The organism is Polyangium jinanense, assembly GCF_028435365.1.
This window is the reverse complement of sequence record NZ_JAGTJJ010000012.1, coordinates 63,159-83,605: the sequence shown is the minus strand read 5'-3', so window position 1 is coordinate 83,605 and position 20,447 is coordinate 63,159. Positions and strand designations below refer to the sequence as shown.

The window sequence follows — 20,447 nt, the reverse complement described above, 5'->3', positions numbered from 1 at the left end:
TTCAAGTCGACTTGAGGTCAAGGGGTGAGAAACCTGGACATCGCCGAGGTAGCGCAGCGGTCCGGCGTTCCCGCCTCGGCGCTGCGGTTCTATGAGGAAAAGGGGCTCATCGCCTCGATCGGCAGGCGGGGCCTGCGCCGTCTGTTCGATCCCGGCGTGCTGGAGCGGCTGGCGCTGATCGCGCTGGGGCGCGCCGCCGGTTTTTCGCTCGACGAGATCGCGCTCATGTTCGCGCCGGATGGGCGGCCGCGCATCGACCGGCAGATGCTCGTGGCCAAAGCGGAGGAGCTCGACAAGACGATCCGTGAACTGAGTGCCATGCGCGACGGCCTCCGGCACGCCGCTGCCTGCCGCGCGCCGAGCCACATGGAATGCCCCACCTTCCGCCGCCTGCTTGGGGCCACCGCATCTGGAACTCTCGGAGCGCGAAAGAAGAGGGCTCCGCAGCCACCACGAAACAAGACTAATCGCGGGTGAAGACCTCGGTGTGCTCGAGCTTCAGGTCACATCCATTCGAGTGCATGGGCGCCCTCGTGTCGTTGAAGATCTGGCTGCGCCGCACGACGAGCCGCGTCCCCGGGCCCTCGCAGCGCAGGCCGGTGCGATACGAATAGCGGCCGATCTCGAGCCCATCGAGCACGACGTTCGCACCGCCCCGCACGCTCAATCCGCCCACGTCCTCCTCGGTGACCTGCGCGATCCCGCCCTCGCCAGCCGGGCCGTAGACGGTGAGCGCCTCGCCCGCGCTGACGTGGAATGGCAAATAGAACCCCGGCGCGACGCGGATCACCTTTTTCCCGCTGCCCAGCGTCGGAATGGCGTCCCGGATCTGGCAGAAGGGATCGTTCCTCACGCCCGTGGCGCGTTCGCATTCTTCGTAGTCGACGACGACCTTGCGGCCCACGTAAAGGACCTCGTTTTCGGGGATGCACCGGCCGCCTTGGTAAAGGTCGCACACGTCGCTCGCGCAGTGTGCGTGACGATTGCACGGCGAGCAGACACCCTGGACGCAGCCGAGCCCCGCGGCGCAATCGGAGCCGACTTCGCAGCGTCGCGCGATCGCGGACACGTCCTCGGCGAGGGATTCGGATTCTTCGGCGAGGAATTCGGGATCTTCGGTGAAGGATTCGGGCTCTTCGCCCGAGCAGGCGGGGAAAAACAGGATGACGAGGAGGTATTTCAGTACGTTTCGAGGAGACATCGGGGGGGCGGCTGGCAAGGTCCGCGCCGCGCCCCCCGGCCCTTCCGCAGGCTGCTAGCCCTCGTTCTTGCCGACGGCCGACTTCCCCCGAACGGCGGCCCAGTAAAGCGCAGCCGCGATGGCGCCGAACGCGAGCACGCCCGAGAGGTTCGACGTCGAAAACCGCGTGAACACGGTGGAGAGGTCGAACTTGTGCTCCATGCCGAGCCCCGCGACGAGCGCCGCGACAAGGCCCGCGATGGCGCCGCCCGCAATGTATCCCGAGCTGAGCAGCGTGCCCGGGCTGAACTCCTCGTCGCCGCCCGCCTGCCCGCGCTTCCTGTCGACCAGCCACCGCACGAGGCCACCGACGAAAATGGGCACGCTCGTCGAGATCGGCAGGTACACGCCGACCGCAAACGGCAGCGCCGAAACGCCGCAGAGCTCCATCACGATCGCCAGCATCACGCCGATGAGCACGAGGCTCCAGGGCAGCTTGCGCGTGAGAATGCCGTCGATGATCAGCGCGAACAGGCTCGCCTTCGGAGCGTCAAGCTTCTTCACCTCGCGCAGCTCGTAAACGAGCTTCCCGTCCTCGCCGAGGTACCGCCCGGCGTGCATGGCCCCGTCCTCGGCCACCTCGAAGACCGTGTACGATTTGCGATCCGGGCCGAGCATCGTGCCCTTGCTCGTCGCGTTCTTGGGCACCACGACGTCGCCTTCGAGCTTTTTCGGCTCGTGCGGCACGCGGCCGCCGATGCCGGGGTCGATCACGAACGCCACCTTCCCCGACTCCTCGACCAGGTATTTTCCTTGCGGAATGGCCGCGCCCGAGTTCGGCTGGTAAGCGATTCGATAGTCCTTCCCGTCCGGGCCCTTCTCCACCTGCGCGGTGATCGACTCGACCGGAATGGGCACGTCGTACGTCTCCGCGGCCCGCGTCGTGTAGGACGCATTGAGGAAGAGCAGCGTGTAGCCAATGACGAGCGCGCTCGTCACGACCCCGACGAGCAGGCCAATCTGCTGCCTTCGCGGCGTCGCGCCCACGAGATAGCCCGTCTTCAGGTCCTGGCTCGTCGCCCCGCCGTTCGAGGCCGCGATGCACACAATCGCCGCCGTCGAGAGCGCCATCGCCCGGTGCTCCACGCCGACCCAGCCCATCGCCAGGAAGAGCAGGCACGTGATGAGCAGCGTCGCCACCGTCATGCCCGAGATCGGATTCGACGACGAGCCGATCTCCCCGCAGATCCGCGAGGAGACGGTCACGAACACGAAGCCGAAGAGCATGATCAGAAGGGCCGTGGGCAGCGTGATCCCGAGCATGGGCGCGAGCCATATCGCGAGCAGGAGCGCGATGAGGCCATACACGACCACCGAAAACGGCAGATCCTTCTCCGTGCGCGGCACCTCCTTCGCCGCCTTGCCCGCGCGGAAGCTCTTGATGCCGCTCCGGAACGCCTTGACGATCGTGGGCAGCGCGCGGCCGAGGCTGATGAAGCCGCCCGTCGCCACCGCGCCCGCGCCGATGTAAAGCACGTACCGGCTGCGGATGTCGTTCGGCGACATGTCGCGAATGAGCGTCGTCGCCGGGAAAATCGGGCTATCGATCTTGTCGCCGAAGAACGCGATGAGCGGGATGAGCACGAGATACGCGAGGACGCCGCCCGCCATCGTGGTGCTCGCCGTTTTCGGGCCGATGATATAGCCGACACCGAGCATCTCCGGCGTGAGCTCCCCCGCGATGCTCGCGCCCTTCCAGCTCGTGAACCGATAGGCGGGGTTCATGTTGAAGAGCTTCAGCGGGTCGCCGAGGAGCTTGTACAAAAACCCGAGCCCGAAGCCCGCGAACACGGTCTTCGCGTTCGTGCCGCCCGTCTCGCCCACGACGAGCACGTCGGCGCAGGCCGTGCCCTCGGGGTATGTCAGTTTTCCGTGCTCCTCCACGATGAGCCCGTGCCGGAGCGGGATCATCATCAGCACGCCGAGCAAGCCGCCGAGCACGGAGAGCAGGAGCACCCGGCCCGCCGCAAGGTCGTACCCCATGAGCAGGAGCGAGGGCAGCGTGAATGCCACGCCCGCCGCGATCGACTCGCCCGCGGAGCCCGTCGTCTGGACGATGTTGTTCTCCAGGATCGTCGCGCGTCCGAAGAAGCGGAAGATCGTGATCGACATGACGGCGATCGGAATGGACGCCGAGACGGTCAAGCCGACCTTGAGGGCGAGGTAGACCGAGGAGGCGGCAAAGACGATACCGAGCAGCGCGCCGAGCGCCACGGCGCGCACGGTGAGCTCGCGTGGGCTCTCGCGCGCGGAAACGTAAGGCTCGTGGGACGCGTGCGGGGCCGATGCGTCGGGGGCAGCGGCCTCGGCTTCGGGGACGGGGGAGGACGCGGACATTGGCGCACCCTATCAAATGGACAGGGGGATGTCTTCCACTCTCACACGCTCAACGCGATGCGAGGTCCTCGTCCTGCAAGATCGCATTGATGCGGACGGCGGCGGCCGCCCCTTCGGCCTGCGCCACGCTGACGAGCTGGACCCGAGGCGAAGCGTCACCCACCACGAAGACGCCCTCGGATTCCGTGCTCCCGTGGAACTCCGCCTCCGTCGTCCCGTCGCCGTTGATCTTGCAGCCGAGCTTCGTGGGCAGATCCGATCGAGGCACCTCGCCCGTCTTCAGGAAGATTGCCCGCCGCGGCACGACCTCGCAGTCCTCGAGCACGACATGCGAAAGCTCCTCGCCGTCGCCTTCGAGCCGCGTGATGGGCGCCTCCCGCAATCCGATTCGATGTTTTTCGAGCAGGCGCCTGTCGTCGTCCGTGAGCGCGGCAGGACCGTGCGTGAAGATGACGACGTCGTCGCTCCAGCGGAGGAGCTGCAACGCAGCGCGGATCGCGCGGTGCGCGGGGCCGATGACGCCAATCGGCTGGTCGCGGCATTCCCAGCCGTCACAGATCGGGCAATGGTACACGCCGCGCCCGTAATACTTGATCATGCCCTCGATCGAGGGAATGACGTCGAGCATTCCCGTCGCGAGCACGACCTTGCGCGCCTCGACCCGGCCGCCATCCGCGAGATCGGCCTCGAATCCTTGCCCGCTCCGGCGGACGTCGCAGACCTCGACGTCACGAATCGTGACGCCGTATCGCCGGACCTCCTCGCGCCCACGGCGCAAGAGCTCCGCCGGGGGCAAACCATCGTGCCCGAGGAGCCCGTGAATGCCTCGCGCAGGCGCATTGCGAGGGGCCCCGGCGTCGCAGACCAGCACCTTGCGACGGCAGCGCCCCAGAATCAGCGCCGCACCGAGCCCGGCCGGACCTCCGCCGACGATGAGCACGTCGAAGCGTTCCACCCCCTCGCCTCCCCTCGTTCAGCCGCCCCGAGGGAAACCTGGCACCAGGAGCGGCCCGCGGGAAGCCCAGCCAGGCCACCAGACGCAGGAATCAGGATCCGGGATCCTGGTGCATCCGTGATCCAGGCGGATAAGTGGAGATCCAGGTTTGTCGTACGTACCTGAGGCGCCGGAGCCTCACCCCCCGGGCTCGGTTTAGAGCCGGCGGGCAGCGCGGAAGCGCTGCGGGTACGAGCCCGTACCGTCGACGCCGGCATTGAAGATCGACCAGCCGCCCGTATTGCCCACCGTCGGGCCGTTGGCGGTCGTGCGGCTCGAAATGAAGCGGTAGTTCCCGCCGCTGTCGCGTCCCACGAACATGCCGACGTGGCTGATCGCGCTCGGATTCTTGCTGCAGAGGATGGCCGTGGCGATCGCGTAGCTGCACGTCGTGTCGAAGAAGACGAGGTCGCCCGGCTCGAGCGAGGCGAGCTCGGTCGTGGTGGGCGCGCCCTGGAAGGAGGGCGCGCCGGCGGGCTGCGTGCGGAAGGGGATGAGGATCTTGCCCGTGCCGGCCCGGTACATGTCCTCGCTCGTGCGCGGCAGGTGACCGGTGAGCGACTTCAGGGAGAGCGGGATGCTCGCGTCCTTGCCGTCGAACGTGAAGTTCGTGCGGCTGCCCCAGACGAGGCGCATGTAGCCCGAACAGTCGAGCGCGCCTTCGAGCCCGAGGTCCGGGAGGATCTTCAACGCGTCGATGGGATCCCAGTCGAGGCCGAGGAAGTCGTGGAAATCGGCGCCGAGCGCGTACCGCGCGTCCTCGGAACCCCCCTCCACGTAATCATAGGAGATGGCGAGCACATCCTGCGTGCCGGCGTCGCAGTTGACCCCGCGGGCCGCATTGAGCCACGCCGAGAGCATCGTCTCCGAGGTCTTCTCGATGTCGAACGGCTCGCTCAGCGTCCGCACCCACGACGTCGTCGTGACCGTGGCGACCGATTTATCCGCCGCGCCGAACGTGCGCGATGCCCCGATCATCCGCACGGAATACCCGCCGTGCGTGAACCACGCGACCGGCTCACCGTCGATCGACGCAATCTTCGTATCGCCCGACTTCGTGAAGGTGAACGTCTCGACCTTCGCGCACGGCCCCGCGGCTTGCTCCTCTTCCCCGACCTCCACGACCGGCTCGTCGCCGGGCGGCGGCGTCATCGGCTCGTCACCGCCCGTCTCGTCGGGCTCGTTACCGTCCGTGATTTCCACGTCCTGGCCCGCAGGGGGGGCCGCATCTTTTCCACCCCCGCCGAAGCAACCGGTGAGGGTCGCGGCGAGCGTGATTCCGGGGACGAGGACGCTGGCAAAAGACCGAAGTGCAGCGAGCATCGTGGCCATGGGGGGAACCTCCGAGGGTCGGGGTTACGCGGCGCCGGGGCTTCCGGGCCTGCCGCCGGGGGGAGGCGGCGTGGTTCGGCTACGATAAGCTGCAAGCGGTGTGCCGGACGAATTTGCGGATCAGAACCGGCGCGCGGCTCGGAACCAGGCGGGGTACGCGTGGGGCACGCCGGGCGTCGCGTTGAAGATCGAAAAGCCGCCCGTGTTCGCGATCGTCGGACCATCCGCCACGATGCGGCTCGAGATGAACCTGCGATCGCCGTCGGCGTCCTCTCCGACATAAAGCCCGACGTGGCTGATCGTGGTCCAGTCCGTGCCGCAGGAGGGGGTCTCGACGTCGTATTGGCAATCGGTGTCGAAAAAGACGAGGTCGCCAATCTCGATGGCGGCGAGCTCCTCCGCCGTGGGTTCGCCGTGAAAAGGCGCGGCGCCCGGAGGCTCGGTGCGGAAGGGGACGAGGATCTTGCCCGGACCCGATCGATATTGCTCCCTGCTCGTCCGGGGAATCGCGCCGCCGGTTTCGTGGAGCGAAAGGGGTATTCTCGCGCGCACCCCGTCGTGGACGAAGTTCGTGCGCTCGCCGAAGACGAGGCGCATGTAGCCCGAGCAATCGAGCTTGCCGAGCTGCGCGGGATTGGCGGCGCGGGGGTCCGCGTCCGGCGGATCCCAGTCGATGCCGAGGTAATCGTGGAAGTCCGCGCCGAACTCGTAGCCCGCGTCCTTCGTGGTGCCCTCGGTGTATTCGAAGGCGATGGCCAGGATGTCGGGCGTCCCGGTCGCGCAGTTCGCGGCGCGCGCGGCGTTGAGCCACGCGCGGAGGTCCTGGCTCGACGTCGCGGCGGCGTCGAACGGCGTGTCCAGGGTGCGAATCCACGTCGTCGTCGTGATGCGTGGAACGGCCTCGCCCGCGTCGAATGTCCGCGGAGGCCCGGTCATCCGGACCGTATAGGCGCCTTGCGTGAACCACGCGACGTCGTCGCCCCCGATGTGGGCGGTCGTGATGTCGCCGGACGTCGAGAACTTGAATGTCGAGGACGCCCCGCACGCCGACATGGCCTGCGATATCGAGTCGATAGCCTCGTCCTCGGGCGGCTCGGGCGCGCCCTTCGCGTCGAGGATGCAGCCGGGGAGCGCAAAAGAAAAAAGGATCGCGGCGACCGATCGAAGGTCGGTAACACGATTTGCCATCTGGAGTTACCTCCAATGCAAGTATGTTCACGCGCGCCGATCGGCCTTTACGAAAGCGACGACGCGCCAAGAAGTGCGCAGCATAGCGTGTCTGCTCCGTGTCGCTTTCTCTTTCTTTTCGGGCGGAAGCAATGTAACTCGGCCCACGCACCATTCAGAACCGGCGCGCGGCCCGGAAGCGCTTCGGGTAGGTCCCGGAGATGCCGGCGGCGTCGTTGAAGACCGACCAGCCGCCCGTGTTCGCCACCGTGGGCCCGTCCGCCGTCGAGCGAGACGAGAGGAAGCGGGCGTTGTTCGAGGAATCCCGGCCGACGTAAATCCCGGTGTGGCCGATCGTGGTCCAGTCCGTGCCGCAGGAGGGGGAGGACACCGAGTAATCACAGCCCGAGTCGAAAAATACGATATCGCCGACCTGGATGGCCGAGAGCTCCGCCGCCGTGGGCGTTCCGTTGAAAGCGACGGCGCCCGTCGGCTGGGTGCGGAAGGGCACGATGATCTTGCCCGGACCCGATTGATATTGATCCTTGCTCGCGCGGGTGAGCGTGCCCGTCACGTACCACGACATCGGGATCTTCGCCTCCACGCCACCATAAAGAAAATTCGCGCGGAAGCCGAAGATGAGCCGCAAGAAGCCCGAGCAATCGACCTTGCCGATCTGGGTGGAGTCCGGCGCGACGATGTTTCCGTCGGCGGGATCCCACGAAAGGCCGAGATAATCGTGGAAGTCCGCGCCGCTCGCGTAGCCGGCGTGATTCGAGCCGCCCTCGATGTATTCATAAGCGACAGCGAGGATGTCCGAGGTCCCCGTCACGCAATTGACGGCGCGCGCGGCGTTGAGCCAGGCGCTACGAACCGTAGTCCCCATCGTGACGGGGTCGAAGGGCGTGGCGAGCGTGCGAATCCACATCGTCGTGGTGACGGAGGGCACGCCGGTCACCCCGGCGGAGAAGGTTCGCGAGGGGCCGGTCATTCGGACCGTATAGGCGCCCTTCGTGAACCAGGCGACGACGGTGCTGTTGATCGAGGCGGTCGTGACGTCCCCCGACGTCGCATATTTGAACGTGGCCACCGTGGTACACGCCGCGCCCGCCTGGGGACTCGGGTTACCATGGCTCTTCTTTTTTTCGGCATCGACGTCGTCTGGCGCGACGTCCTCTTCCTCGAACGCGGCCTGCTTGGATTCGTCGTCGCCCTCGTCCTGGCGATCGAGGCCGAACTGCGCGATATCGTGCAGCTCTTCCGCATCGAACATGCAGCCGGAAAGGCTCGCGAAGGCCGTCACACAGGGGAGAAGGGCGGCAGAAGAACGGAACAGGGACAGGCTTTTGGCCATGACACACCTCACCTCCGACACGGCGGGGACGTGCACGCCGAGCGGGGGGCGGCGCCGAACGTCGTTACGCAGTGACCATCTCCAGCGTAACCCGTCCGCCGTCGCGTTCCTTCATTTTTCGCGTCGAATCAGGCGCAGGCGCACAATCCGTGATCTTGATCTCACTTCATGACCGAATTCGTAGGGCAGCGCAGATTTCCATGGTCGCCCGTCCGCCGGCGATGGTAACCTGGCGGGTTTTCCATTCGCCCATTTCGGAGCCCGCGGCGGCGCGGGAGGGAAAACGGCGCGCCGCGGCCCCGAGCCATGGTACCGTGGTCGGTTTTGTTATCACTCGTCGAAGAGCGAGAGCTGCCGCTTCGGTCGCTGGAACGTGGTCTTTGCCTCGCGGGTGATCCGCTCCCGGTTCAGGCCGAGCCGCGCGCAATGGGCCTCGAACATCCGCTCGATCATGGCCCACCGGGGCCCGAGCCCCGAGAAGCGCGCCCCGAACGCACTCTCGTTCATCTTCCCGCCGCGCATCTCCTGGATCGCATTGCGGACTTTCTGCACCCGGAGCGGGTACGCCTCGGCGAGTCGCTCCTCGAAGACGGGCAGGACCTCGGCCGAGAGCCGGAGCGGTTGCAGGAACGCCGCTTCCGCCCCCGCCTCCCGCGCGCGCTCGAGGAGCTCGGCGATGTCGGAATCGTTGAGCCCCGGGATGACCGGCGCAATGGCGATCCCGACCGGGACGCCCGCGTCGGCGAGGGCGCGCATGGCGCCGAAGCGCAGGCTCGTCTTGCTCGCCCAGGGCTCGATCTTGCGCCCATCCTCGTCCTCTGCGAACGGAATGCTGAGGAACACGTGCGCCCGCGCCCGCCGCGCGAGCTCCGCCAAGAGGCCCGCGTCCCGCGCCACGAGGCGGCTCTTCGTGATGATCGAAACCGGATTCGTGAACGCGAGGCAAACCTCCAGGCATTGCCGTGTGAGCTCGTAGCTCGCCTCGAGCGGCTGATAACAATCCGTATTTCCGGACAGGACGATCCCGTCGCCGCGCCAGCTCGGCTTCTCGAAGGCCTCGCGGAGGAGGCGCGGCGCGTTCGTCTTGACCACGATCTTGCGATCGAAATCGGTGCCCGCGCCGAAGCCGAGGTACTGGTGGCTCGGGCGGGCATAACAGTAGGCGCAGGCGTGGATGCAGCCGCGGTAGGGGTTCAGGCTGAAGCGGAAGGGCAGATCCGGGCTCTCGTTCTCGGAGAGGATCGAGCGCGCCTCCTCCTCGAAGACCTGGAGCGTCGCGTTCGGCGGCTCGTCGAGCCACTCGACCTCGGTCTTCGCCCAGGGGTTCGGCGGGTTCTGCACGGGGCGCGGCATGCCGCGCATCCTAGCGCGAGGGCCCCGGTTTGTCTGCTCGGATGTTCAGCCCGTCCGGCTCACGCGTGCGCGCGGAGGAACGCGAGGAGCGGCGGGTTCACCTGATCGGCATGGGTGAGGTTTGACGCGTGTGCGGCGCCCTTCACCGGGACGAAAGCCTTGCAACCCGGGAGTTTGTCCGCGAGGAGGCGGCCACGCTCGAGCGAAATCGCGGCGTCCGCGTCGCCGTGGAAGACGATCGCGGGCTGCTTGATCTCGCCGAGGCGATCGGTGATGTCCTCGCGCTCGATGAGGGCGAGCGTGGGCGCCACGAGGGTCTCGACCGGGGTCTTCCGCCACGTCGAGATCCAGGGCTCCCAGTGCTCGGGCGCGCCGAGGATGAGGCCGGCGATCGTGTGGATGATCGGATCGATCGGGCCTTGTTGCCGCCAGGTCTCCAGCATGCCCCGGTTCCCGGCGAGGGTCTCGGCGTCGTCGACGCCGCCCTGCGAGCTGATGAGGACGAGGGCCTTCACGCGATCGGGCCACTTCAGGGCGGCGCGCAGCGCGAGGAAGCCGCCCTGGGACATGCCGCCGACGACGGCGCGCTCGATGCCGAGGTGATCGAGGAGCCGCATGCAGTCCTCGGCCGAGTCCCAGTAGGTGAAGCGATTGCCGTCGCTCTGCGTGCGGCCGAAGCCGCGGGCGTCGAAGCGGATCACGCGGAACTCGGGCGCGAGGACCGAGACCTGCGGATCGAACATCGAGAGATCCATCAAGAAGCCATGCGCAAGGACGACGGGCGGTCCGTCGCCGCCCGTGTCCTCGTAGAAAATCTTTTGGCCATTCAGATCGACGTGGGGCATGGCGTGAAAGGAAACCGAAAGGGGCCTTGTGGTCAAGGTGCGCCTTTCGGAGAGGAGGAGCGGGGAGACGCATGAGCGGATCGGTCGTGGCCATCACGGGCGCGTCGGGCTTCCTCGGCCGGGCGCTCGCCACGCGCGCGCTCGCGGCCGGCAGGGGTGTGCGAGGGCTGGATCTCGCGCCGGATCGGGAGGGCGGCCCTTCGATCGAGCTCGTCCGCGGCGACGTCTCGGATCCGGCGGCGTGCGCGGCGCTCTGCGCGGGCGCGGAGATCGTCTACCACACGGCCGCGGTCGTGCGGGAATCGGGCCCGATGGCGCTTTTCGAGCGGGTGAACGTGGGCGGCACGGGCGCGATGCTGGTCGCGGCGCGGCGCGCGGGGGTGCGCCATTTCGTGATGATCTCGTCGGTCATGGTGCACGGCTTCGATTTCCCCGACGGCGTGCCCGAGGACGGACCCGTGGGCGGCCTCGACAATCCCTATTGCGCGACGAAGATTCGGAGCGAGGCGCTCGCGCTCGCGGCGCACGAGCCGGGCGTGTTCGACGTCTACGTGGTGCGGCCCGGCGACGTCTATGGCCCGGGCTCGATCCCCTGGACGGAGCGGCCCACACGCATGATGGCGGCGCGGTCCTGGATCTACGTCGATAGCAAGGTTTGTCACGTGAACCACGTCTACGTGGACAACCTCCTCGACGCGATCGACCTCGTCCTCGACGCGAAAAAGAGCGGCCTGCCTTTCACGGTCACCGACGAAAGGCGCACGACGGCGCGCGAGTTTTTCAGCCACTACCAGCGATTCCTGGGTCTGCGCGGGATCCCCGATCTCCCCGCGCCGCTCGTGCTCCGCGCGGCCTCGACGCTCGATCGCGCGGCCTCGGCGCTCGGGCGGGAGCTCGAGATGAACCGCGAGGCCGTGCGATACGTGCTTCGCCGCGGGCAATACGGGATCGAACGGATCAAATCGATCGGCTACCGGCCGCGGATCGGGCTCGACGAGGGAATGGCGAGGAGCTTCGCCTGGCTGCGCGCCAAGGGCCACGGCTGACGCTCTGCGTCATCCCTGGGAAATCCCCGGTTCCTCCGCCGGTCTCGGCGCCGCGCGCGGCTCGGAAAGCTCCGCGGCCATGATCTTCTCGCGGCGGGCAAGGAACAGCGCCACGCCGAGCCAGAGGCCCGCGAGCGGGACCGCGACGAGCGAGATACCCGAGGAGGACAAACCGAGCGAAAGCAGGCCCGCGTGGGCCCACGCGCTCGAGGCGTCGCCGCCGCGGAACACCACGGTATCGATGAAGCTCTTCGCCTTGTATTTCGCTTCCCGGGGCAGGACGGTATAAAGCACCTCGCGCGCCGGGCGCTCGATCGCGTATTGCGACGCGCGGCGGAGGCCCTCGACGACGGCGACGACGGCGAGCGACGGATAGACGGCGAGCGCCGAGAATCCGAGGCCGGAGAGGACGGGAAGCACCACGAGCGCCGCGGCGAGGCCGAGCCGGGTCATCAATCGGCCCGTGAGGAAGAGCGAGAGCGCGGCGGACAGGACGTTCACGGCCGTATCGTTCCAGGCGAAGAGGGCCGTATGCGCGGCCGCTCCCTGCGCCGCGCGGCGGACGAGGTCCGTCTTCTGGAGGTAGAGGAACGTGTTCATCGTCGTCAGGAGGAGCATCGCGAGCGCGATGCCCGCGAGGTACGGCGACGCGACGATGAGGCGAACGCCGGCGAAGAGCGACCCGCCGACGGGTTTGTCCGATGAGGCGCGCGCCTCCGATTCGTTCCGGGCGCCCGCGTGGTGCTCGGCGCGCCGCGCGCAGTAAACGCAGGCTTCCAAGGTCACGGCCGAGAGGACGAGGAGCCAGAAGAGGTGGGTTTGTCCGAGCCGCTCACTCACGGCGGCGGTCACGAGCGGGCCCACGATCGCGCCCGCGCTGCCGCCCGCGGCGATGACGCCGAAGAGGCGCTTGCCTTGCTCGCTCGTGAAGACGTCGACGAGGAAGCTCCAGAGGACGGAGACGACGAACAGGTTGTAGACGCTGGTCCAGACGAAGAAGACGCGACCGATCATCGGGCGCGGGACGCCGAGGGAGGCGAGCGCGAAGAAGAGGAGGAGGTTTGCCGCGAAGAACCGGTGGACGACGGGGACGAGGCGGCGGCGCGAGAGGCGCGTGACGAGGGCGCCGTAGAGCGGGACCGCGCAGAGCATCACCACGAACGTCGCGGAGAAGAGCCACGGCAGGGCCTTCTCGCCGCCGGCGATGCCCATGGCGTCCCGGAGCGGGCGAATGAGGTAATACCCCGAGAGGAGCAGGAAGAAGTAGACGAACGCCCACACGACGGCGCCGATCTCCTCGGGGCGCACGGCGACGACGCGTTGAACCAAGCGCAAGACGAACCCTCGCTGCATCGCGGGCATCATGCCCGAACGGCGCGCGGCGGGTACGGGGAATGCCGGTTTTTTTTTGCTTCACGCCTTCGCGAGCGCCGCGGCCGCGACCTCCGCGTCCACGAGCCTGCGTTTTCCCGAGGCGAAGATCTGCTCGGTCTCGGGGCCGCGGCCCGCGATCACGACGACGTCCGAAGGGCCCGCGTCCGCGATCGCCCCGCGGATGGCCTCGGCGCGGTCGACGACGACGCGGACGCCCGGATGATCGCCGAGCCCCGCGCGGATTTGTTCGGCGATCGCCGCGGGATCCTCGCTCCGGGGGTTGTCGCTCGTGAGCACGACCCGATCGGCGCGGCGCGCGGCTTCGCCCATGAAAGCGCGTTTGCCGCGGTCGCGATCGCCGCCGGCGCCGAAGACCACGACGAGGCGGCCCGCGGTGAGGCTACGCGCGGTGACGAGCGTGCGGACGAGCGCGTCGGGGGAATGCGCGTAATCGACGACGGCGCGTGGCCCCTCGCCGAGGACCTGGAATCGGCCGGGCGGCGCGGGCACGCGAGCGATGGCGTCCGCCGCGTCGGCCGGAGGGACGCCCGCCTCGATCGCGGCCGCGAGCGCGGCGAGCGCATTCTCCAGGAACGGCTCGCCGATCGCGCAAATGCGTATTTCCTGCGGCATGTCGCGATACCGTGACGAGGGCGCGAGCCTGCCGCGCGTGCCGTCCCAGCCGACGGAGATGGCTTCGGCCACGAGATCGGGCCGGAGCGCCGGCCTTCCCGGCGTGCGGGACGGGAGGCCGTACGTGACGGTCCGCGCGCCTTTCGCGACGACCTCCGCGAGGAGCTCCGAGGCGGGATCCCAGGCATTGAGGATCGCCGCGCCGCCCGCGGGCAGGTGCACGAAGAGCTGCGCTTTGCTCGCGAGGTAATGCTCGGGCGAGCCGTGCGCGTCGAGGTGATCCCGCGTGAGGTTCGTGAAGACGGCGAGAGAAATGGGCCAGGCCTTGGCAAACCCGAGCGCGAGCGCCTCGCTCGTGGCCTCGACGGCGGCATATCGCGCGCCCTTTTCGTAGCCGTGGCGCATCGCTTCGAGGAAGTCGTCGTGCGTCGCCGGGAACGGGAGCTTCGCGTCGTCGAGGAAGGCGCCGAGCGTGGTGACGCGCAGGACGGGCCGCGCGAGGCAGGCGAGCGCGGCCGCGAGGAAGGTCGTGGTCGTGGTTTTTCCGTTCGTGCCGGTGACGCCCGCGGTGGTCATGCGGCGCGAAAAACGGGGCGGCGGCGGGAACATGGGCGCCGAGCCTAGTACATCCAGCCGAAGGAATCGACGAAGAGGTCGAGCAAGGGCTCCCGTGCGTGGCCTGCGCGATGCGCAAGTGGCTCGATAGCTCTATGAACCGGAGGCACGCCGATCGCCTCCAAAGGCTCACATGACCCGTGATTCGCGTTATGTCGGACTCGAAATCCTCCACGAAGGGGCAGACACCCTCGTCTTCCGAGCGCGCCGCAAAGAAGACGACCGGCCGGTGGTGCTCAAGGTCCTGCGAGCCGACCACGCCGGCCCCCGCGCCCTCGGGCGGCTGTATCACGAGTACGAAATCGCCGGGGCGATGGACGCTTCGGCCGTCGTCAAGCCGTACGCAATCGATGCGCTCGACGGCCAGCCGGCCCTGGTCCTGGAGGACTTCGGGGGCCATTCGCTCGATCAGCTGCTCGACGGTCCCATGCCGCTCGAGCGCTTCTTCCCGCTCGCCCTCCGAATGACCTCAGCGCTCGCCGAGCTGCATCGGCATCACGTCATCCACAAGGACATCAAGCCTCAAAACCTGCTCTACAACCCCGATACCGGCGAGGTCAAAATCACGGATCTCGGGATCGCCTCCCGGGCGCCACGCGAATCCCAGAACCTCACCCACGCCGTTCTCATCGAGGGGACGCTCGCTTATATGGCCCCGGAACAGACGGGCCGGATGAACCGCTGGATCGACGAGCGGACCGACCTGTATTCCCTCGGCGTCACGTTCTACGTGATGCTGACGGGCACCCTGCCCTTCCAGGCCAGCGACCCCGTGGAATGGGTGTATTGCCACATCGCCCAGACACCCCTCCCGCCCCACGCGATCGTCCCGTCCGTTCCCCCGCTTTTGTCCGCAGTCGTGCTCAAGCTTTTGGCCAAGGCCGCCGAGGATCGTTATCAGAGCGCGCTCGGGCTGCGGCACGACCTGACCGAGTGCTTCGCCCGGTGGCGGACGAGCGGCATCATTCAACCGTTTGCGCTCGGGCAGCGTGACCTCTCCGACCGCTTCCAGATCCCGCAGCGACTCTATGGGCGCGAGCGCGAAGTCGAGGCGCTGCGCGCCGCATTCGAGCGGGTGGTCGCAGAGGGCCGGCCGGAGCTCGTGCTCGTGTCGGGCTACTCGGGCATCGGCAAATCGTCACTCGTGGCCGAGCTTCACAACCCCGTGGTGCGGGAACGGGGGTTTTTCGTCTCTGGCAAGTGCGACCCCTACAATCGAGACATCCCCTACCTTCCTTTCCTCCAGGCGTTCCGCGGCCTTTTGCAGGAGATCCTGAGCGCGAGCGAGGCCGAGGTCGAACGCTTCCGGGAGCGCCTGCGAGAGGCCCTCGGCCCGAACGGTCGGCTGCTCGCCGACGTGCTCCCCGACATCGAGCAGGTCGTGGGCCCGCAAGCGCCCATGCCCGAGCTCCCCGCGGTCGAGGCCCAGAGCCGGCTGCACGCGACGCTCCAGCGCTTCGTCGCCGTGATTGCCAGGAAAGAGCATCCGTTGGTGCTGTTTCTCGACGATCTGCAATGGGCCGACGCGGCCAGCTTGAAGCTCCTCGAGCAGCTCGTGACGTATACCGAGGCGGCGCACTTGCTCGTGCTCGGCGCCTACCGCGACAACGAGGTCGGCCCCGCGCACCTGCTCTCGCTCACGCTGGCGGACGTGAAAAAGCGCGGCGCCGCGGTCGCCGACATCGTCCTCGCCCCGCTCTCGGCCGCGCATGTCGGAGCGCTCGTGGCCGAGGCGGTCCACGAAAGCGCGGAGCGGGCCGAGCCGCTCGCACGCCTGGTGTATGAGAAGACCGGCGGCAATCCGTTTTTCGTGCTCCAGTTTTTGATCGCGCTGCATCAAGAGGGGCTCATTGCCCTCGATGCGGAGGCGGGCGCGTGGAGATGGGACATCACCGCGATCCACGAAAAAGGCTTCACCGACAACGTCGTCGAGCTGATGGCAGGAAAACTTTCGCGGCTCTCGGTCCCGGCGCAGGACGCGCTCAAGCTCGCCGCGTGCATCGGCAATCGCATCGACGTCGATACCCTCGCGGTGGTCGCCAAGCGTCCGGCCGCAGAGCTCCGCGAGGCGCTCGAAGAGGCCGCGCGGGAGGGGCTGATCCTTTCCCAGGGCGGGACCTATCGATTCCTCCACGACCGGGTGCAGCAAGCCGCCTACGCGCTGATTCCGACAGGGCAGCTCCCTGAGGTGCACCTCGGGATTGGCCGGGTGCTCCTCCAGCGTCAACGCGCCGAAAAGCGTGAGGAGACCATCTTCGACATCGTCGGTCACCTGAACCGCGGCGCGGCGCTCCTCCATTCGCAGGCGGAGAGGGACGAGCTGGCCGCGTTGAACCTGCGCGCCGGCAGAAAGGCCAAGGCCGCGGCGGCCTTCCACTCGGCGGCTGCGCTCTTCGCCGCCGGCGTGGCATTGCTCGCGCCTGACCGCTGGGAGGCGCAGTACGAGCTGACGTACAGCCTGACCTTCGAGCGCGCGCACGCAGCGTATGCCACGAGCAGCTTCGCTGACATCGAACAGCTCTTCCAAGAGCTGATGGCGCGAGCGCGGACCACGATCGAGAGGGCCGCGGTCGTCGAGCTCGTGGTGGCCTTCCATGCGACCCGCGGGCAAAGCGCCCGCGCGGTGGAGATCGGGCTTCCGTGCCTCCGCGCCTTCGGTATCGAGATATCACCGCACCCCACCGACACCGAGATCGAAAAAGAAACCGAACGTATCTGGCGATTGCTGGGCGACCGGCCTATCGAGGATCTCCTGCATCTGCCCCCCATGACGCACCCGGAGATCAAGGTGGTGATGGGCGTCTTGCGAGGCATGGGGGTCGCCGCTTATCTGGTAGACCCGAACCTGGTGTATCTCCTTGCCACGCGCAGAATCGAGCTCAGCCTGCGTCACGGCAACGCCGAGAGCTCCGCCCACGCGTACATCGATTTCGCAATGGAGATCAGCTGGAGGTTCGAAAGATACAAGGAGGCTTACCGGTTCGGCAAAGTCGCCTGCGACCTGGCGGACAGGAGCAGCTTCATCACCACGAAGTCCTTCGCATTCACGATATTCGGACACCACATTGCTTTCTGGATGCGTGGCTATCGAGAGAGTGGTCTCGCCGGGCGCATTGGCTTCAATGCCGCGATCGAGTCGGGTGATCTGATCATCGCATGTCTCAATAGTGGTCATGCCCCGTTGTTCCCGCTCGCCTGCGGAGAGCGCCTGGAGGACGTCATTCATGCAGTCGAAGATCGACTCGCCTTCGTGCGCAGGGCCGGTTACCCGTTCGCTCATGATACCCTCCTCAGCGCCCATGGCCTGATCCAGACGCTGCGAGGGAGAGCCGTCCACTTCCCGATGCTGGATGGATCGGTGCTGGATCAAGAGGCCTTCGAGGCGCGGCTGGATCCGAAGGACATGGAGGGAGCCCATGGCTATTACTACATCCTGAGAGCACAGGCGCTCTTCGTGCTTGGCTGTCCCCGAGAGGCTGCCGCGGCGACGACCCTGGCGAGCGCCGAGAACCCTGCAAAGATCAGGACGAGTCCGTTGTTCGTCGATCACGTCTTCTATCGCGCGCTCGCGCTCGCCGCCCTCTGCGACGAGGCGTCGCCCTCGGAGCCGCGGGACCTCCCCGAGGGCCTCCTTTCGGGCGAGAGGCAGCTCGGCGTGTGGGCCTCGAACTGCCCCGAAAACTTCCTCCACAAGCACGCCCTCCTCCGCGCCGAAATCGCCCGGCTCCGGGGGCAAGAGGCGGAGGCCATCCGGCTCTACGAGCAGGCCATTTCGTCGGCGCGGGAGCACGGCTTCGTCCAGTACGAGGCCATCGCCTGCGAGCTCGCGGCGGGGTTTTACCGCGCGCGCGGCCTTTCCATCGCCGCCGACGCCTACCTGCAAAAGGCCCGCGCCGGCTACTTCCGCTGGGGCGCCCATGCCAAGGTGGAGCAGCTCGACCAGCGCTACCCCCACCTCGTGGAGCGCAAGCCCATCGCCCCCACCGTCACCTTCGCCGTGCGGGCCGAGCAATTCGACGTCTTATCGGTGGTCAAGGCCTCGCAAAGCATCTCCGGGGAGCTCAAGCTGCCGCGATTGCTCGAGACATTGCTGCGCGTCGTGATCGAGCACGCGGGCGCGGACGGAGGGCACGTGCTCCTCGTCCGGGACGAGCGCCTGTCTATTGCGGCCGCGATCGAGGCGCGCGGAGGGACGGTGCAATTGCTCGATACGACCGAGAGGTCGACGGCGACGCTTCCGCAATCCATTCTGAACTACGTTCGCCGGACCCGCGAGCGCGTGCTGCTCGACGACGCCACCGCCCGGCACCCGTTCCTCGAGGACGACTACTTCACGCGCAAGCGGCCGAGGTCATTGCTCTGCCTGCCGATCGTGCGCCAGACGCGTCTGCTCGGGATGCTCTACCTGGAGAACAACCTCGTCACCGGGGCGTTCACCGCCGGGCGGCTCAGCGTGCTCGAACTGCTCGCCTCGCAATCGGCCATCTCGGTGGAAAATGCCGTGCTCTATTCTGACCTCGAAGAGGAGAACACCGAGCGGAGGCGGGCGGAGCAGGCCCTCAAGGCCATCATCGACAATTCGGCGGCGGCCATCTACCTCAAGGACCGCGAAGGCCGCTTCCTGCTCACCAATCGGCACGTGGGCCACCTGCTCCGCGTGCCGAACGAGCATCTCCTCGGAAAAACCGACGCGGACCTCTTCCCCGCTCCGGTCGCAGAGATGATTCGTGACCACGATCGGAAGGTGCTCGAGGCAGGCGCGCCGATGGAGTGGGAGGAGGAGGTTCCGCTCGCCGATGGATTGCATACCTTCCTGTCGGTCAAGTTCCCGCTCGGCGAAGGCACCGCATCGCGCACGCTCTGCGGGATGTCGACCGACATCACCGAGCGCAAGCAGGCCGAGCGAGCCCAGCGCTTTCTGGCCGAGGCGAGCCGTACCCTGATGGTGCTCGGGTATGAAGCGACGCTCGATAGCGTGGCCGCGCTCGCGGTGCCCGAGCTCTCCGACCAGTGCGTCGTCACCGTCCCCTCCGAGAACGACACGCGTTTCCATACCGCTGCCCGAGGCGTGCCCCCCGGAGAGCTCGATATGCTGCGCGAGGCGCTGAGCGGGCTCGTGGTATCGATGCCGACCGAGCCCGAAATCGGAGACGCCCGCGCCGCGCCCCTTTTGCAAGACCGGAACGTCCACGCCTACCTCCGGGTCCCGCTCCTCGCGCGTGATCGATGCCTCGGGGTCATGTTCCTCTTGGCAACCGCGCCTCATCGTCGTTATGGCGCGGCCGACCTGGCACTCGCCGAAGAGCTGGGGCGCCGCGCAGCGCTCGCGCTCGACAATGCCCGGCTGTACGCCAAAGCCCAGGAGGCGATCGGACTCCGGGACGAATTCCTCATGGTCGCCTCCCACGAGCTCAAGACCCCGCTCGCGTCGCTGCAATTGCAGATTCAGCTGGTCGAGCGGCTCATGCGCCGCGACCCGTCCGTGCCTCTCACCCCGGCACGGATCGAGACGATGCTCCAGGTCCTCCATCGGCAGGTCGCGCGGCTCGGGCACCTGGTGGACGAGCTGCTCGATGTTGCGAGGCTGCACAGCGGACGGCTGACGCTCACCTTCGAGCCGGTCGAGCTCTCCGCCCTGACCCGCGAGGTCGCCCGGCGAATGGCCCCGCAGCTCGCATCGGCGGGCTGCCGGATGGAGCTCGAGATGGACGCGCCCGTGGTGGGGTCCTGGGACAAGTCCCGCCTGGAGCAGGTCGTGGTGAACCTCCTGTCGAACGCGATGAAATACGGCAAGCATCAGCCCATTCACGTGACCGTGCGCAGGCAGGCCGCCTCGGCGTTGCTCGTCGTCCGGGACCATGGAATCGGAATTGCGGAGAAAGATCAGGCCAAGATCTTCAATCGCTTCGAGCGCGCGGTGCCGGCGCAGAATTTCGGGGGCCTCGGCCTCGGGCTGTACCTGGTGCACTGGATCGTGACCTCGCATGGCGGGTCCGTCCGCGTGGAAAGCCAGCCAAACGCCGGAGCGACGTTCCTCGTGGAGCTCCCCTTCCTTCCCCCGGGGGTGGGAAACCAAGGCGAAATACCTCCGCCCCGGGACTGAGCGACAGGTCGGAGGGCGAAAGCCCGATCGACGGGGGCGATTTGCTCTACGATG

The 20,447-nt window shown here is 67.5% G+C and carries 13 protein-coding genes; 3 read left to right on the top strand and 10 right to left on the bottom strand.

What is annotated here, in order from left to right; translation table 11 throughout:
* Positions 1 to 24 precede the first annotated feature (24 nt).
* Positions 25 to 477: a helix-turn-helix domain-containing protein gene (locus KEG57_RS22065; RefSeq protein ID WP_272421016.1), complete on the top strand. Its 453-nt coding sequence runs from the start codon at positions 25 to 27 to the stop codon at positions 475 to 477.
* Here the strand turns inward: KEG57_RS22065 and KEG57_RS22060 are convergent.
* The 8 genes from KEG57_RS22060 to KEG57_RS22025 all read right to left on the bottom strand — a co-directional run bounded on the left by KEG57_RS22060 (position 464) and on the right by KEG57_RS22025 (position 10,622).
* Positions 464 to 1,201 (bottom strand): hypothetical protein, encoded by a 738-nt coding sequence (locus KEG57_RS22060; protein WP_272421015.1) that lies wholly within the window; start codon positions 1,199 to 1,201, stop codon positions 464 to 466. The two genes, KEG57_RS22065 and KEG57_RS22060, sit on opposite strands and share 14 nt — an antisense overlap.
* A gap of 54 nt (positions 1,202 to 1,255) precedes the next feature.
* Positions 1,256 to 3,577, bottom strand: coding sequence for an OPT family oligopeptide transporter (locus tag KEG57_RS22055; RefSeq protein WP_272421014.1), 2,322 nt, complete (start codon positions 3,575 to 3,577; stop codon positions 1,256 to 1,258).
* Positions 3,578 to 3,626: 49 nt separating this feature from the next.
* Entirely contained in the window at positions 3,627 to 4,532 is a 906-nt protein-coding gene (locus KEG57_RS22050) for an NAD(P)/FAD-dependent oxidoreductase (protein WP_272421013.1), read from the bottom strand.
* A 195-nt stretch (positions 4,533 to 4,727) separates the two neighbouring features.
* Entirely contained in the window at positions 4,728 to 5,903 is a 1,176-nt protein-coding gene (locus tag KEG57_RS22045) for an NlpC/P60 family protein (protein WP_272421012.1), read from the bottom strand.
* Between the two features lie 120 nt (positions 5,904 to 6,023).
* Positions 6,024 to 7,091, bottom strand: a complete 1,068-nt coding sequence (locus KEG57_RS22040) for an NlpC/P60 family protein (protein WP_272421011.1) — start codon at positions 7,089 to 7,091, stop codon at positions 6,024 to 6,026.
* Positions 7,092 to 7,245: 154 nt separating this feature from the next.
* Complete coding sequence (locus KEG57_RS22035; protein WP_272458776.1) at positions 7,246 to 8,424, bottom strand: NlpC/P60 family protein; 1,179 nt, start codon at positions 8,422 to 8,424, stop codon at positions 7,246 to 7,248.
* Positions 8,425 to 8,754: 330 nt separating this feature from the next.
* Entirely contained in the window at positions 8,755 to 9,777 is a 1,023-nt protein-coding gene (locus KEG57_RS22030; RefSeq protein ID WP_272421009.1) for a PA0069 family radical SAM protein, read from the bottom strand.
* A 59-nt stretch (positions 9,778 to 9,836) separates the two neighbouring features.
* Positions 9,837 to 10,622 (bottom strand): alpha/beta fold hydrolase, encoded by a 786-nt coding sequence (locus KEG57_RS22025; protein WP_272421008.1) that lies wholly within the window; start codon positions 10,620 to 10,622, stop codon positions 9,837 to 9,839.
* 71 nt (positions 10,623 to 10,693) lie between these two features.
* Between KEG57_RS22025 and KEG57_RS22020 the strand changes: the two genes are divergently transcribed.
* Positions 10,694 to 11,668, top strand: coding sequence for an NAD-dependent epimerase/dehydratase family protein (locus KEG57_RS22020; protein WP_272421007.1), 975 nt, complete (start codon positions 10,694 to 10,696; stop codon positions 11,666 to 11,668).
* A 9-nt stretch (positions 11,669 to 11,677) separates the two neighbouring features.
* Here the strand turns inward: KEG57_RS22020 and KEG57_RS22015 are convergent, their stop codons facing one another.
* Both KEG57_RS22015 and KEG57_RS22010 read right to left on the bottom strand, forming a co-directional pair.
* Positions 11,678 to 13,003, bottom strand: coding sequence for an NTP/NDP exchange transporter (locus KEG57_RS22015; protein WP_272421006.1), 1,326 nt, complete (start codon positions 13,001 to 13,003; stop codon positions 11,678 to 11,680).
* 78 nt (positions 13,004 to 13,081) lie between these two features.
* Positions 13,082 to 14,284 carry a Mur ligase family protein gene (locus KEG57_RS22010; protein ID WP_272421005.1) on the bottom strand — a complete coding sequence of 401 codons (1,203 nt, stop codon included), beginning with the start codon at positions 14,282 to 14,284 and terminating at the stop codon, positions 13,082 to 13,084.
* Positions 14,285 to 14,423: 139 nt separating this feature from the next.
* Here KEG57_RS22010 and KEG57_RS22005 point away from each other — a divergent pair, with 139 nt between their 5' ends.
* Positions 14,424 to 20,393 (top strand): AAA family ATPase, encoded by a 5,970-nt coding sequence (locus tag KEG57_RS22005; protein WP_272421004.1) that lies wholly within the window; start codon positions 14,424 to 14,426, stop codon positions 20,391 to 20,393.
* Positions 20,394 to 20,447 lie beyond the last annotated feature (54 nt).